13 protein-coding genes are annotated in these 14,705 nt (G+C 56.7%); 3 read left to right on the forward strand and 10 right to left on the reverse strand.

Features of this window, described 5'->3' with window-relative positions:
• Positions 1–30: 30 nt before the first annotated feature.
• The 4 genes from proW to AC2AXP_RS16995 form a co-directional block, all read right to left on the reverse strand.
• Positions 31–1,212 (reverse strand): glycine betaine/L-proline ABC transporter permease ProW, encoded by a 1,182-nt coding sequence (proW, locus tag AC2AXP_RS16980; protein ID WP_004959366.1) that lies wholly within the window; start codon positions 1,210–1,212, stop codon positions 31–33.
• Positions 1,205–2,407 carry a glycine betaine/L-proline ABC transporter ATP-binding protein ProV gene (gene proV / locus AC2AXP_RS16985; RefSeq protein WP_004959369.1) on the reverse strand — a complete coding sequence of 401 codons (1,203 nt, stop codon included), beginning with the start codon at positions 2,405–2,407 and terminating at the stop codon, positions 1,205–1,207. The genes proW and proV overlap by 8 nt, the downstream gene beginning before the upstream one ends.
• Positions 2,408–2,802: 395 nt before the next feature.
• The gene (locus AC2AXP_RS16990; RefSeq protein ID WP_039992601.1) at positions 2,803–3,501 is read right to left on the reverse strand and encodes a response regulator; all 699 of its coding nucleotides are present in this window, start codon (positions 3,499–3,501) and stop codon (positions 2,803–2,805) included.
• 19 nt (positions 3,502–3,520) lie between these two features.
• Entirely contained in the window at positions 3,521–5,113 is a 1,593-nt protein-coding gene (locus tag AC2AXP_RS16995; protein WP_088499768.1) for an ATP-binding protein, read from the reverse strand.
• Positions 5,114–5,438: 325 nt separating this feature from the next.
• Here AC2AXP_RS16995 and AC2AXP_RS17000 point away from each other — a divergent pair, with 325 nt between their 5' ends.
• Positions 5,439–6,791 carry a 2-hydroxycarboxylate transporter family protein gene (locus AC2AXP_RS17000; RefSeq protein ID WP_004959381.1) on the forward strand — a complete coding sequence of 451 codons (1,353 nt, stop codon included), beginning with the start codon at positions 5,439–5,441 and terminating at the stop codon, positions 6,789–6,791.
• A gap of 41 nt (positions 6,792–6,832) precedes the next feature.
• On the opposite strand, the gene AC2AXP_RS17005 is transcribed toward AC2AXP_RS17000, so the two are convergent.
• Positions 6,833–7,729 (reverse strand): LysR family transcriptional regulator, encoded by an 897-nt coding sequence (locus AC2AXP_RS17005; protein ID WP_039991824.1) that lies wholly within the window; start codon positions 7,727–7,729, stop codon positions 6,833–6,835.
• Between the two features lie 120 nt (positions 7,730–7,849).
• On the opposite strand from AC2AXP_RS17005, the gene AC2AXP_RS17010 reads away from it, so the two are divergent.
• Positions 7,850–8,590 (forward strand): SDR family oxidoreductase, encoded by a 741-nt coding sequence (locus tag AC2AXP_RS17010; protein ID WP_004959386.1) that lies wholly within the window; start codon positions 7,850–7,852, stop codon positions 8,588–8,590.
• Positions 8,591–8,677: 87 nt separating this feature from the next.
• Here AC2AXP_RS17010 and nrdF read toward each other — a convergent pair whose 3' ends face one another.
• The 5 genes from nrdF to AC2AXP_RS17035 form a co-directional block, all read right to left on the reverse strand.
• Entirely contained in the window at positions 8,678–9,637 is a 960-nt protein-coding gene (gene nrdF, locus AC2AXP_RS17015) for a class 1b ribonucleoside-diphosphate reductase subunit beta (protein WP_004959389.1), read from the reverse strand.
• An 8-nt stretch (positions 9,638–9,645) separates the two neighbouring features.
• On the reverse strand, positions 9,646–11,787 hold the full coding sequence (gene nrdE / locus AC2AXP_RS17020) for a class 1b ribonucleoside-diphosphate reductase subunit alpha (protein ID WP_484381826.1): 2,142 nt from the start codon (positions 11,785–11,787) through the stop codon (positions 9,646–9,648).
• On the reverse strand, positions 11,769–12,173 hold the full coding sequence (nrdI, locus tag AC2AXP_RS17025; RefSeq protein ID WP_004959395.1) for a class Ib ribonucleoside-diphosphate reductase assembly flavoprotein NrdI: 405 nt from the start codon (positions 12,171–12,173) through the stop codon (positions 11,769–11,771). The genes nrdE and nrdI overlap by 19 nt, the downstream gene beginning before the upstream one ends.
• A gap of 9 nt (positions 12,174–12,182) precedes the next feature.
• Positions 12,183–12,419, reverse strand: coding sequence for a glutaredoxin-like protein NrdH (gene nrdH, locus AC2AXP_RS17030; protein ID WP_004959397.1), 237 nt, complete (start codon positions 12,417–12,419; stop codon positions 12,183–12,185).
• A 261-nt stretch (positions 12,420–12,680) separates the two neighbouring features.
• A complete protein-coding gene (locus AC2AXP_RS17035; protein WP_004959401.1) occupies positions 12,681–13,112 on the reverse strand; it encodes a carboxymuconolactone decarboxylase family protein in 432 nt (143 codons plus the stop codon).
• Positions 13,113–13,203: 91 nt separating this feature from the next.
• On the opposite strand from AC2AXP_RS17035, the gene pdxR reads away from it, so the two are divergent.
• Complete coding sequence (gene pdxR / locus AC2AXP_RS17040; protein ID WP_484381852.1) at positions 13,204–14,646, forward strand: MocR-like pyridoxine biosynthesis transcription factor PdxR; 1,443 nt, start codon at positions 13,204–13,206, stop codon at positions 14,644–14,646.
• The last annotated feature ends 59 nt before the right edge of the window (positions 14,647–14,705 follow it).

The following is a 14,705-nucleotide window of genomic DNA, read 5'->3' on the forward strand; positions in this document are numbered from 1 at the left end:
GGCGCTAATGCCGGCCAGGGGCAGGAGCGGTCAAGACTTCTTGATGAAGGGGCGGCTGAGCAAGCCGATTGGGCCATGAGCGTACCAGCGCCCCATGCCCTTGGAGCGGCGATCGCGCCCCAGCGACTGGGTGAGGCGATCGAGAATGATGGCCAGAATGACGATACCAACGCCGCCAACCGCCGCTAACCCCATGTCCAGACGGCCAATACCCCGCAGCACCATCTGGCCCAGACCACCGACGGCAATCATCGAGGCGATCACCACCATCGACAGCGCCAGCATCAGCGTTTGGTTGACGCCGGCCATGATGGTCGGCATCGCCAACGGCAGTTGAACTTTGAACAGTAGCTGACGCGGGCTGGAACCAAAGGATTCCGCCGCTTCGATCAGGTCTGCCGGTACCTGGTTGATCCCCAGAATGGTCAGACGCACGATCGGCGGCAGCGCAAAGATAATGGTCACCACTACGCCCGGCACGTTACCAATACCGAACAGCATCACTATTGGCACCAGATAGACGAACGCCGGGGTGGTTTGCATGGCATCGAGCAACGGCCGTATCACTTTGGCCGCATGCCGACTGCGAGCCAGCCATATCCCCAACGGCAGGCCGATAATGATGCAGAAGAACAGGGCGGTCAGTACCAGCGCCAGCGTCACCATGGCCTGCGACCAGGCGCCAATCGCGCCGATGGCGATCAGCGACACCAGCGTTGCCGCGCCCATGCCGAGGCTCGACAACTGCCAGGCGATCAGCGAGAACACCAGAATGGCAATCGGAGACGGCATGCCAAGCAGCAACTGCTGAAAGCCGCTGAGAATGAAATCGACCGGGACACGGATGCCCTGGAACAGCGGGCGGAAATGCAGTACCAGCCAGTCGATGCCGTGTGTAACCCAGGAGTCCAGCGGCAGCCAGGTTTTATGGAACGGATCGAGCAGGTTGAAGTGTTCCGGCTGCGCCGGCGCGCTGTTGAGCCAATCCGCTCCTTGCGCCGCAGGGTGGGCGGCATCCGGCGTCGCCGGAGGTGGATTGGATGACCAGGCATCGGCACCGCCGCTGGCGGCGGGAGTTTGTGCCGGCGCGTCGGCCGCGGCGGCATTTGACCAGGGATCGCTATTGGCGGCGGCAGGCGCAGCCTGAGCCGCGGCATCCTGGGTTGGGGCGGCGGAAGTGGCCGCCCAGGGATCTTGGGTAGTATCACTCATGCGCTGGGCCCTCTTTATCTAAAGCCTGCAACAGCTTGGCTTTGGAGATGATTCCGATATAGTTGTTTTCGTCGTCGACGACCGGCACGGCGCAGGGCGCCTGTGCTACCAGCGAAATCAGTTCGCTGAGCGGCATATCGGCCGGAACCGGCGCGGGGGCATCCAGCAACGCGTCGTCGAGTTTTTTGTTCTCCGACAGCGCCTTTTCCAGCGAGTCTATCGACACCACGCCGATAAACCGTTTGCCGCGTTCGAGGACGTAACCATAATCGCGGTCTTCGTCGCGCAGTAGCTGCAAGGCCGAGCGCGGTCCAAAGCCGGGGGTTTTGCGAATCAGGGTGACCGGTCGGCGCTGGGCGATATCCTTCGCGCTGAACACGTGGCTGATATCGACGCCGCGGAAGAAGGTGCGGACATAGTCGTTGGCCGGATTGTTCAGTATTTCATCCGGCGTGCCGACCTGAATCACTTCGCCGCCCTGCATAATGGCAATACGGTCGCCAATGCGCATCGCTTCGTCCAGATCGTGGGAAATAAACACGATGGTGCGTTGATGTTTGGCCTGCAGTTTTACCAGCTCATCCTGCATTTCGGTACGGATCAACGGATCGAGCGCCGAGAAGGCTTCATCCATCAACAGAATATCCGGGTCATTGGCCATCGCGCGAGCCAGGCCGACACGCTGGCGCATACCACCGGAAAGTTCGTCGGGATAAGAATGGGCGTAGTTGTCCAGCCCCACCTGCCGCAATGCGTCCAGCGCTTTTTCCTGCCGCTCCTGTTGCGGCACGCCGGCTAATTCCATACCGAACGCGGTGTTATTTAGCACGTTCATGTGCGGCATCAGCGCGAATGACTGGAATACCATGCTGATCTTATTTCTGCGTACGGTACGCAGCGCGGAGTCTGATATTTTGGCAATATCCTCTCCGTCGATCAGCACCTCACCACGAGTGGGTTCTATCAGACGATTGAGAAGGCGTACCAGGGTGGATTTTCCGGAACCGGAAAGGCCCATGATGACAAATATTTCGCCTTCTTCAATGGCCAGATTGGCATTTTTAACGCCGAGCGATAATCCGGTTTTTTCAAATAGCTGGTCTTTATTGAGACCTTTGTCTATCAGTTTAAATGCCCGTTCTGGATGCTCGCCGAATATTTTATATAAGTTCTTTACTTCGAGTTTAATTGCCATGCAATTTGCTGTTTCCTCTGGTGTATTTCAAACGATAAAAAACTTCCTAGTAGAAAATAATAGTGCCCTATACCCTATCACAGTGAGTATCTGAGACAAGCCTCAATATCCCGCAAATGTGTCGAACGGTGGTTTACATCATACTTTCCATTAGTTATGGTAATGTGGCGAGCAATCAAAATTATCGTGCTTCGTCGGGCGGAATAATGGGCGTGAAGCGGCGGTTTTTTAACGAAAATAATTGTGCGATAAACAAGGGATATTTCGCCATTTCGCCGGCGTTACAGGCAATAAAAAACCCGGCAAACGACCGGGCAAAATTCATCAGTATTCAACCACAGATAGCGACACCGGGCAGATATCGCGGCACCGATGCCAACAGGCCAATATGACAGTCAGATGTCGCCTGATGCCTTACGATATAATCGCCTCGGATGACCAATATTACCGTATACCATTTCCACTCGGACAAATTGCGTATTGGCGCAATATTCCAGATAACGCCGGGCGGTGGTCTTGCTGATCCCGGCCTGTTCAACGATATCCTCCACCGCCAGAGCGCGATCCGGCTGGTTAACAAACAGCGTCTGTACCCGTTCCAGCGTATTGGGTTCGATGCCCTTGGCGCTGGGCTCGTTGGAGAATTGCTTGGACTGCAGGTTATACAGCGCGTCGACGCTGCTTTGGTCGATCACCTTGAAGCTGCGCTGGGTCTGCACGAATTGCATAAAACGCTCCAGTGAGTTGCGCAGCCGCTTATAGGACACCGGCTTGATGATGTAGTCGAAGGCGCCGTTGCGGATCGCCTGGCTGCAGGTATGCATGTCGCTGGCGGCGGTGATGAAAATCACCGAACAGCCGGGTGTTTTCACCGCTGGCTGTTCCATCAGTTCGATGCCCTGACCGTCAGGCAGGTAGTTGTCCAGCAGGATCAGACGCGGTTGATGGCTAATGACCTGGCTTTTGGCTTCCGCCAGGGTAGTCGCGTAGGCTACCACGCGCAGGTTAAAATTATTTTCGATAAATTCTGCGTGCAGCGTTGCCAGCTGTGGTTCGTCTTCGACAATCAGAACGTCGAGTGCTTGATGATGCATCATTCATTCTTCCAAATGTTCAGGCTTTCGGGATAAACAACGAAAAAATGGCCCCGTGCGGATCGTTGTCCGACACTTCTATGCTGCCATGGGCCTGCGTCACATGGCTGGCTACCAGGTGCAGGCCGATGCCATGATCGCCTTTTTCCTTGGTGGTGACGCCGTGTTCAAACAGGGTTTCACGGATCTCCGGTGCCAGACCGGTGCCGTGGTCCGCCACTTCAATCACCAGTTCATTACCATTGTCATTGATATAAAGTTCTACCGCGTCATGCGGCGCGGCGCAACGCAAGGTTGCTTCCACCGCGTTGTCCAGCAGGTTACCGACGATCGACATCAGCTCGGTTTCATTCAGCGCCGCCGGAATGTGCTGCAGTTGGCAGGCGGGGTCAAAGCGCAGTTCTACCCCTTTTTCGCGTGCGGCGGCATACTTGCCCAGCAACAGCCCCGACAGTGCCGAGGAATTGAAGCGCTGCGAGATAAAGTCGAGCACTTCCTGGGCACCTTCCGACTGCGCCTCGACGTAGCGAATCGCCTCGTCGTAACGCTGCATATGCAACAGGCCGGCCAGGGTCGCCGTCCAGTTCAGCTGTTCATGACGCAGGATGCGCAGCGTATCGGCATAGCGTTTAACCTGGCTGAGTTGGCTGCTGAGGGTATTGATGTCATTTTTATCGCGGAAACTGATCACCCAGCCCTGCAAGCTGTCGGCTTCCATTATGCGCACCCGACTGGCGATTACCCGAATACCGTTGAAGCGACACGCCTCATCGTGGGTATCGTGCCCAAGCTGCGCGGCGGCAAAGAAATCCGGCTGTGCCTGAATCACTTCGCCGATGCGGCGGCCGATCGGGTCGCTCTCCGATTGGCGCAAATTCAATAATTCGCGCGCGGCACGGTTGAAGGTAATAATGCGCAGCTGTGGATCGATGGCAATCACGCCTTCGTAAATCGCTTCCAGCAGCGCTTTTTGCTGGCGTACCAATAGCGCAATCTCTTTCGGTTCCAGCCAGAACATTTGCCGCTTCAGGTTTTTTGACAGTAGCCAGGAAAAAATAAACAGCGCAACCAGCAGCAGGGCGATAGCGCCGACAATTTGTGTCAGAGTGCGGGCATTGACGTTATCAATATGGGATTTAAGGTAGCCGACGGAAACAATGCCGATCACCTGATTATTTTCGTCCACAATAGGTGCTTTACTGCGTAACGATATTCCTATGCCGCCTTTGCGAATCGAAATAATACTTTTTCCTGCCAGGACGTCCTTATTATCCCCGCCGACCATCGGCGTGCCGAGACGATCCTGATACTGCGAATGGTATAAATGTCGCGCCTGTCGATCGCCAATGACAATATAACTGGCATCGCTGCGGGCGCGGATTTTTTTCATCAGCGTATCGATGGCGATAATATCGTGACGTTGCACCGCCGCGCTCAAGGTCGGGATCAGCGCGATCTCCCGCGCCTGCACCTGGGCGCGGGCACCCAGATCGCGGTGCAACTGGGCATCAAGCCGATAGTAGGTATAGGCGCCAATCAGCGTCAACAGCAGGCTGGAGAACGCTACCAGACAAATAAACAGCTTGATCTGAAAGGATAAGTTTAATCGCATGCCGGCCGTTCACCCTCAAGCGTGCCAAAAGACAGGCAGGCATGATACACGCCAGAGGCAAGATTGAGGGCGATCAAATTGCGATTGTGCGCGTTACGTTATACTGAGCGTTCGCCGCCGTCAGCGATGTGTTAATAATCCTGTAATGTTTATATTCTCCGTAGCATTAACGCCATAGAATCCACGTCATATTTTACATAATCATAATAAACACCATACAATCCATTAACACCATTAAAAACCCTTTTTAAATTTGAACAGCATCACAACCGATAATCCGTGCCTTTTCTTATGATGGCCGAACAAACCAATAAGAGGCCGGATTATGAGCACAACTGATGATTCTTATCTCGTCGCCAATGATAAAGCCGCAGAGGTTCCCCTGCGCGAAAAATGGTGGCGGGTGTTGGATAATTACAAGATAGGCATCATTCCGTTGCCGTTCTTTATTCTGGCCGGCGTACTTATTTTACTCGATTGCCTGGCTGGGAAACTGCCGAGCGATATTGTGGTCATGGTCGCTACGTTGGCATTTTTTGGCTTTGCCTGCGGTGAGTTCGGTAAACGCCTGCCGCTGGTTGGCAAGATGGGAGCGGCGGCGATTTGCGCTACCTTTATCCCGTCGGCGCTGGTGCATTATGGCCTGCTGCCGGACGTGGTGGTGCAATCGACCACGGTGTTCTACAAGTCGACCAACATTCTGTATCTGTATATTTGCTGCATCATCGTCGGCAGCATCATGAGCATGAACCGCCAGGTATTGATTCAGGGTTTCCTGCGTATCTTTGTGCCGATGCTGTGCGGCGAGGTGGTTGGTATGCTGGTGGGTATGGGCGTTGGTATGGCGCTGGGACTGGAGCCGTTCCAGATCTTCTTCTTTCTGGTGTTGCCGATCATGGCCGGCGGGGTAGGCGAGGGCGCGATCCCGCTGTCGATGGGCTACGCGGCGATCTTGCATATGGAACAGGGCGTGGCGCTGGGTCGCATACTGCCTATCGTGATGCTCGGCAGTCTGACGGCGATCGTGATTGCCGGTCTGCTTAACCAACTGGGCAAGCGTTATCCTCATCTGACCGGCGAAGGCAGCCTGATGCCAAGCAAAACCGCGGGCGAGGTGGTGTCGGCCAGCAATAAAACCATTGGCAATGTCGACGTCAGCACTTTGGCCTGCGGTGCGCTGCTGGCAATACTGCTGTATATGGTCGGCATGTTGTTGCACCGTATGATTGGGCTGCCAGCGCCGGTCGGCATGCTGTTTGCCGCAGTGGCGGTGAAACTGGCGCACGGGGTTTCACCGCGCATTCAGGAAGGCTCGCAGGTGGTGTATAAATTCTTCCGTACCGCAGTCACCTACCCGATTCTGTTTGCCGTCGGCGTGGCGATTACCCCATGGCAGGAGCTGGTGGACGCGTTCACCCTGCAAAACCTGGCGGTGATTGTCTGTACCGTGAGCGCGCTGGTAGGCACCGGTTTCGTGGTGGGCAAAAAGATCGGTATGCATCCCATTGATGTGGCAATTGTTTCCTGCTGCCAAAGCGGTCAGGGCGGTACCGGCGACGTTGCCATTCTCACGGCAGGCAATCGGATGTCGTTGATGCCGTTCGCCCAGATAGCCACTCGCATCGGCGGGGCAATCAACGTCTCGCTGTCATTACTGGTACTGTCACACTTTTTCTAGTCAACCTGTTCTTTGCCTTGCCCCGCCCCCGCGGGGCTTTTTTATGCCTGATTGCGCGCGGCAAACGCCTGACTAAACCAGTCGATAAATACGCGCACCCGCGGCGACAGTTGGCGGTTGCGCGGGTACAGCAACGATACCGGCATCGGCGTGGGCGGATACTGCGCCAGCAACGGCAGCAGCGAGCCGCGAGCCAGATCTTGCTGCAGGTGGTAATGCGGCACCTGAATAATCCCCAATCCCAGCCGCGCCGCCGCCACCATACTGTCGCCGCTGCTGACGGTGAGCGTGGTCGGTAGCGTGATTGAGCGTGGCTTGCCATCGACCAGAAACTCCAGCGGCATCAAGCTGCCGGTGGCAGAAGAGCGGAAGCCGATCATCCGGTGGTTGGCCAGCGCCTCAAGTGAATCCGGTACGCCGAAGCGCTGCAGATAGTCCGGCGAGGCGCAGGTCGTTTCGCTCAGGGCGCCGATGTGGCGCGCTACCATATCGCTGTCCTTCAGCTTGCCGACGCGCACCACGCAGTCGACCCCTTCACGCAGTGGGTCGATCAGCCGATCGCCTTCGCTCATAAACAGCTCGATGTCCGGATAGCGGGCTAAAAAGTCCGGCAGCCCCGGCAGCAGAAAATGACGCGCCAGCGTACCGTGCACGTCAATACGCAACAGGCCGCGCGGTTTGGCGCCGGCGAACGCCATTTCGGCATCCTCGATATCCGCCAGAATGCGCAGGCAGCGCTGATAGTACGCTTCGCCATCCAGCGTAGGGCTGACGTGGCGCGTGGTACGTTGCAGCAGCCGTACCTTGAGCCGCGCCTCCAGCTGTTTGATGGCATCGGTGACGGTCGAACGGGGTAGCGCCAGATCCTGCGCCGCCTGCGTGAAACTGCGTTGTTCCACCACCCGGGTGAAAAGCCGCATTGCATCGATTCTGTCCATTGCCATTGTTCGCTGATTTCGGATAGTGATAACGAATATTAGGGGATTATCCGCCAAGCAGAAAGAGGCATGATGTTTTTAGCGCAGTAAACACCGTTAACTCACCACCAGGAGTATCCAATGAACAGTCCACAGCAACAGGTTGCTATCGTCACTGGTGCATCGCGCGGCATTGGCGCGGCGATCGCCGAACGACTGGCCGCCGATGGTTTTACCGTGATTATCAACTATGCCGGCAATCAGACGCTGGCCGACGCGCTGGTACGCAAGATTGAACAGGCAGGAGGTCGGGCGTTGAGCGCGCAGGCCGACGTCAGCGACGCGGCGGCGGTGGCACGGATGTTTGAGCGTGCCGAACAGGCCTTTGGCGGCGTCGATGTGCTGGTAAACAACGCCGGCGTGATTGCGCTGGCCCCTCTGGCGGAGATCGACGATACCGAGGTCGATCGGGTGATCGACATCAACCTGAAGGGTACCGTCAACACGTTGCGTGAAGCCGCCAAACGTCTGCGTGACAATGGCCGCATCATCAACTTTTCGTCCAGCGTGGTGGGGTTATTGCAACCCACTTACGGCGTGTATGCCGCCAGCAAAGCGGCGGTTGAAGCGCTGACCAGCGTGCTGGCGAAAGAGCTGCGCGGGCGCAATATCACCGTTAACGCCATCGCACCGGGCCCAACGGCAACCGATTTGTTCCTGGAAGGTAAAACGCCAGAATTGATCGAACGGCTGGCCAAGATGGCACCGCTGGAACGGCTGGGCGAACCGCAGGACATCGCCGCCACGGTGGCTTTCCTGGCCGGGCCTGACGGCGCCTGGGTCAATGGCCAGACTCTGCGGGTCAACGGCGGCATTATCTGATCGGATGCCGCACCCACATGGTAGCGCGGGAGTGGCCGCCATGTGGGCCGCCAGCAGGCGATAGTCCGACTGCCGGCAGCCAGGCGATCAGAACTCCCAGTCTTCGTCCTCGGTGTTGACCGCTTTGCCCATCACGTAGGACGAACCGGAACCGGAGAAGAAATCATGGTTTTCATCGGCATTGGGTGACAGCGCCGACAAGATGGCTGGATTGACCTCCGCCATCGACGGCGGGAACAGCGCCTCGTAACCCAGGTTCATCAGCGCCTTATTGGCGTTGTAATGCAGGAAGGTTTTCACGTCCTCGGTCCAGCCAACGTCGTCGTACAGCTCTTCGGTGTAGCGCACTTCGTTATCGTACAGATCCTGCAGCAGATCGAAGGCAAAGCTTTTCACCTGCTGGCGTCGCGTTGCGCTCACCTGTTCCAGTCCTTTTTGGAACTTGTAGCCGATGTAGTAACCGTGCACCGCTTCGTCGCGGATGATCAGGCGGATCAGATCGGCGGTATTGGTCAGTTTGGCGCGGCTCGACCAGTACATTGGCAGATAAAAGCCGGAATAAAACAGGAACGACTCAAGGAACACGCTGGCGACTTTCTTTAACAGCGGATCGTCGCTGCGGTAGTGCGCCAATATGATGTCGGCCTTTTTCTGCAACGCGCGGTTTTCTTCGCTCCAGCGGTAAGCATCGTCTACGTCACGGGTCTGGCACAGCGTCGAGAAAATGGAGCTGTACGAACGCGCATGTACCGCTTCCATAAAACTGATGTTCGAATATACCGCTTCTTCATGCGGGGTGATGGCGTCGTCAATCAGCGTCGGCGCACCGACGGTGTTCTGGATAGTGTCCAGCAGCGTCAGACCGGTAAACACGCGAATGGTCAACTGCTGCTCCTTGGCGGTCAGCGTCGCCCATGACGGGATATCGTTCGACAGCGGCACCTTTTCCGGCAGCCAGAAATTGGAGGTCAGTCGGTTCCATACCTCCAGATCTTTGTCGTCTTCGATTCTGTTCCAGTTGATTGCCTGGATGCGTTGCATTTTCATAAGATCCCTCACAGCGCGCAGGACACGCAGCCCTGAACTTCGGTGCCTTCCAGCGCCATCTGGCGCAGGCGGATGTAATAAATAGTCTTGATCCCCTGACGCCAGGCGTAAATCTGCGCGCGGTTGATGTCGCGGGTGGTGGCGGTATCGCGGAAGAACAGCGTCAGCGACAAACCTTGATCGACGTGTTGAGTCGCAGCGGCATAGGTGTCAATGATCTTTTCCGGCCCGATCTGGTAGGCATCCTGGTAATAATCCAGGTTGTCGTTAGTCATATAGGGGGCAGGGTAGTAAACGCGACCGATTTTGCCCTCTTTGCGGATCTCGATCCGCGAGACGATCGGGTGAATACTGGAAGTCGAATTGTTGATGTACGAAATCGATCCGGTTGGCGGCACCGCCTGCAGATTCTGATTGTATAAGCCGTGCAGCATCACTGACTGGCGCAGCGCCAGCCACTGCTCTTGCGTCGGGATCTCTACGCCGGCCTCGGCAAACAGCTGCCGCACCCGCTCGGTTTGCGGCTGCCACTGACGATCGACATATTTGGCGAAGTAGTCGCCGCTGGCATAGGCCGAGTGTTCAAAGCCGTCAAAGGCGTTACCGCGTTCAATCGCCAGCTGATTGGACGCGCGGATGGCGTGATAGGCCACGGTGTAGAAATAGATATTGGTGAAATCGATGCCTTCTGGCGAACCGTAGTAGATACGTTCACGCGCCAGGTAGCCGTGCAGGTTCATTTGGCCAAGGCCGATGGCGCGCGAGGCGCGGTTGCCTTCGGCGATTGATGGCACCGAACGGATGTCACTCATCTCCGCCACGGCGGTCAGGGCACGGATGGCGGTGTTGACCGCTTTGCCAAAGTCGGCGGCATCCATGGTTTTCGCAATGTTCAACGAACCAAGGTTGCAGGAGATGTCCTTGCCGACCTGCGCGTAGCCGAGGTCGTCATGATACTTGCTGGCGCGATTGACCTGGAGGATTTCCGAGCACAGGTTGCTCATGTTGATACGACCGGCAATCGGATTTTCGCGGTTTACCGTATCTTCAAACATCATGTACGGATAGCCGGATTCAAACTGAATCTCCGCCAGCATCTGGAAGAAATCGCGCGCGTTGATGCGTGACTTGCGGATGCGCTTGTCATCAACCATCTCGCGGTATTTTTCGCTGACGCTGATGTCCGAGAATGGCATGCCATAAACCCGTTCTACGTCGTACGGCGAAAACAGGTACATCTCTTCGTTGTTTTTTGCCAGTTCGAAGGTAATGTCCGGGATCACCACCCCCAGCGACAGCGTTTTGATGCGGATCTTCTCGTCGGCGTTTTCACGCTTGGTATCAAGGAAGCGCAAAATATCCGGGTGATGGGCGTTGAGGTACACCGCGCCGGCACCCTGGCGTGCGCCCAGCTGGTTGGCATATGAAAACGCGTCTTCCAGCATTTTCATGATTGGAATCACGCCGGAAGACTGGTTTTCGATGCGCTTTATCGGCGCGCCGACCTCGCGAATATTGCTCAGCAGGAACGCGACGCCACCGCCGCGCTTGGACAGCTGCAGCGCCGAATTGACCGCGCGGCCGATGGATTCCATGTTGTCTTCAATACGCAGCAGAAAGCAGGAAACCAGTTCGCCGCGCTGGCGTTTGCCGCTGTTGAGGAAGGTCGGCGTCGCCGGTTGGAAACGCCCGGAAATCATCTCTTCCACCAGATCTTGCGCCAGTTGGCGATCGCCGGCCGCCAGCGTCAAGGCCACCATGCAAATCCGATCTTCGTAGCGCTCCAGGTAGCGTTTCCCGTCGAAGGTCTTCAAGGTGTAGCTGGTGTAATACTTGAAGGCGCCAAGGAAGGTTTCAAAGCGGAACTTCTTCGCATACGCCTGCTTGAACAGCTGCTTGATAAAGGGGAAGTCGTACTGCGCCAGTACCTGTGGCTCGTAGTAGCCTTCCTCCACCAGATAGCGCAGCTTTTCTTCCAGGTTATGGAAGAACACCGTGTTCTGATTGACGTGCTGGAGGAAGTAATGCCGCGCCGCCAGTCGATCCTTGTCGAACTGGATGTGACCTTCGGCATCGTAAAGATTGAGCATCGCGTTAAGCGAATGGTAATCCTGCGCGTTGGTTGCGGGGGTCAGTTCTGTCGTTGCCAAAATGCGGTTACTCCCTGTCGAACGTTTGCAACGTCTTGTGCGGTGCCAAGTAGCTCAAAACGATATAAAAAAGGCACCTGGCATTTTTTGGCGATGATATCGCCGGCAATGCCATACGCTGCGCCGAAGTTGGTGTTCCCGGCGGCAATCACGCCGCGCAGGAAACTGCGGTTCTGTGGCTGGTTTAGAAAACGGATCACCTGGGTGGGCACTGCGCCGGTGCTGCCACCGCCGCCGTAGCTCGGCACAATCAGAATATAGGGCTGAGCCATCAGCAACGGGCTGCGGCTGCCGGCGATCGGAATACGCATCGCCGGCAGGCCGAGTTTCTCAATAAAGCGGTGGGTGTTCTCCGAACTGCTGGAGAAATAGACCAATGGATTCATGGTCACACCTCACGATGCCGTGGCGTGGGCCAGTGCGCCTATTTTATCCGGGCGGAATCCCGACCAATGATCGTCACCGGCGATAATCACCGGAACCTGCTGGTAACCTAATGATTTTACATGGGTCAACGCCTGCTGATCCTGAGTGAGATCGACCACCTGATAGTCCAGTCCCTGCTTATCGAACGCACGATAGGTCGCATTGCACTGGACACAGTCAGGTTTGCTGTAAATAATAATCATCATGATTCGTATTCACCTTTTATCTTGAAGGAAAGGCGGATAAGCCAGAAATAATTCGTTCAAAGGGCAGTTTCTGGCGGTGTAATCAACCGGTAAGCATCCCTGTGGTTGACGTTTTAAATACTATATATTGATCCTGATTTTATCAACCGCACCATATATGGTGTTTTGTCGCAATTTGATGGCAGGGCGCAGCAGGACTGGATTTAGGCGGGGAAATTTATTTTTGTCGGTCAGTGGGCCGGCAGTGCCGGCCCGGTAACATCACTTCTTCATACTGACCGCCAGGCGATTGAAGGCGTTCATGATGCAGATGGCGAACGTCAGATCGCTGATCTCGGCCGCGCTGAAATGCTCTTTAAGCGGCTCAAAGACGCTGTCCGGCGCATGGCTGGCGGCGATCAACGTCACCGATTCCGCCCATTCCAGCGCTGCGCGCTCACGCTCGCTGAACGCGTTGCTGACCCGCCAGCCGGCCAGCATGTCCACTTTGCCGTGACTGGCACCGCTTTCCCGCAGCGCCTTGCCATGCATCTCCAGGCAGTAGGCGCAGCCGTTAAGCTGTGAAACGCGCATGAATATCAGCTCGATCAACGGTTTTTCCAGCGGGCCGTGCTCTAGAGCGAGCAGGGCGCTGACCATGCTTTTGTACGGCGCCGGCGACAGTTCGACATAGTTTAAACGTGGCGTAATCATCGGAGTTCTCTTCTCGGTTAGGTGTCGGCAGCCACTTTAACCACGATATGGACTATGCTATAGAGCCATAAAATGATTATTTAACCAGGCCATAATGCGACCATTCTTTGCTTCCCTGCGGCTGGACAGCCAACTGGCTGAACCGCTGTATCGGCAGATTTATCTACGTATCAAACAGGCGATAGGACAAGGCGCGCTGCCGGCAGGCAGCCGTTTGCCGTCGGTGCGTGGTTTGGCGAGCGATCTGGGGGTGGCGCGCGCGACGGTGGAAAGCGCGTATGCGCAACTGGTTGCCGAAGGATTTTTACAAAGTCGCGGCCAGGCGGGCACCTATGTCTCGGCGCAATTGCCGCCGCTAGCGCGGCAATTGACGTTGGCGGCGGCGATGGCGATGCCGACGGTCAAACCGCCTGCGTCGCCGTTCAGCCCGGATGGCGCAACGCTGGCGCCGTTCCAACTGGGATTGCCGGCGCTGGACGCCTTTCCACGTGCGGTGTGGCAACGGATCGTCGCGCGGCAACTGCGCGCTACCACGGCGCTGTCGTTGGCGCACCCGCCAGCCAGTGGTTTGAGCGCCTTGCGTGAGGCGATTAGCCACTATCTGGCGTTGTCGCGCGGTATTCATTGTGGTCCGGATCAGATCTTTATCTGCAGCGGCTATCAGGCTCAACTGGATCTGATCGTCAATACGCTGTTGCAGCCGGGCGATGCGGTGTGGCTGGAGGATCCCGGTTACCCGATTACGCGACCGTTGTTACACGCCGCCGGCATACAGACGGTGCCAGTACCGGTTGATTCGCAAGGCATGAATATAGACCTCGGTATGGCCCGGCGGCCAGACGCCCGCATGGCAGTGTTGACGCCGACTCACCAAAGCCCGTTAGGTGTGTCGCTCAGTCTGGCTCGGCGTATGGCGCTGCTTGAATGGGCACAGCAACGGCAGGCGTGGGTTGTCGAGGATGATTATGACAGCGAGTTTCGTTATGTCGGCCGCCCATTGCCACCGTTAAAGAGTCTTGATGGCCAGCAGCGGGTGCTGTACGCCGGTTCGTTCAGCAAAACGCTGTTCCCGTCGTTGCGTCTGTCTTATCTGGTAGTGCCGGCAGCTCAGGTGGCGGCGTTTGAGCAGGTTGCCCGCCAGCGTCTGTGCGGCAGTCCTCCGTTGATACAGGCCAGCGTGGCGGCATTTATCAGCCAGGGGCATTTTTACCGACATCTGAAGCGCATGCGGCCGCTGTACCGCCAACGCCGACAATGGTTGGCTGACGCATTGCAGCAGCAGTTAGGCAGCGTTTTGAGCGTGGCGGCGCAGGCGGGAGGGATCCAATTGCTGGCGCGATTGACAACGGGAAGCGACAGCGCGCTGGCGGCGGCGGCATGGCGTGACGGGTTGGCGGTGCAGGCGCTGTCTGACTGGCAGCAGACGTCCGCGCTGCAGCAGGGCATCTTGTTGGGGTTTACCAATTTTACCCAGCAGTGGGAGGCGGAGCAGGCGGTGGCGAGGTTGGCGGCGGCGTTGGTCAGCCTTAATTAAACGGCCCGCGGTTTCCCGCGGGCCAGACGCACATTTGTCTTATCTTTATGATGACTGCA

The sequence above is a fragment of the Serratia sp. Sp408 genome (genome assembly GCF_057180665.1).

Coding starts and splice junctions, on each gene's coding strand:
- proW (WP_004959366.1), bottom strand. CDS start 1,212: ATGAGTGATACTACCCAAGATCCCTGGGCGGCCACTTCCGCCGCCCCA.
- proV (WP_004959369.1), bottom strand. CDS start 2,407: ATGGCAATTAAACTCGAAGTAAAGAACTTATATAAAATATTCGGCGAG.
- AC2AXP_RS16990 (WP_039992601.1), bottom strand. CDS start 3,501: ATGCATCATCAAGCACTCGACGTTCTGATTGTCGAAGACGAACCACAG.
- AC2AXP_RS16995 (WP_088499768.1), bottom strand. CDS start 5,113: ATGCGATTAAACTTATCCTTTCAGATCAAGCTGTTTATTTGTCTGGTA.
- AC2AXP_RS17000 (WP_004959381.1), top strand. CDS start 5,439: ATGAGCACAACTGATGATTCTTATCTCGTCGCCAATGATAAAGCCGCA.
- AC2AXP_RS17005 (WP_039991824.1), bottom strand. CDS start 7,729: ATGGACAGAATCGATGCAATGCGGCTTTTCACCCGGGTGGTGGAACAA.
- AC2AXP_RS17010 (WP_004959386.1), top strand. CDS start 7,850: ATGAACAGTCCACAGCAACAGGTTGCTATCGTCACTGGTGCATCGCGC.
- nrdF (WP_004959389.1), bottom strand. CDS start 9,637: ATGAAAATGCAACGCATCCAGGCAATCAACTGGAACAGAATCGAAGAC.
- nrdI (WP_004959395.1), bottom strand. CDS start 12,173: ATGAATCCATTGGTCTATTTCTCCAGCAGTTCGGAGAACACCCACCGC.
- nrdH (WP_004959397.1), bottom strand. CDS start 12,419: ATGATGATTATTATTTACAGCAAACCTGACTGTGTCCAGTGCAATGCG.
- AC2AXP_RS17035 (WP_004959401.1), bottom strand. CDS start 13,112: ATGATTACGCCACGTTTAAACTATGTCGAACTGTCGCCGGCGCCGTAC.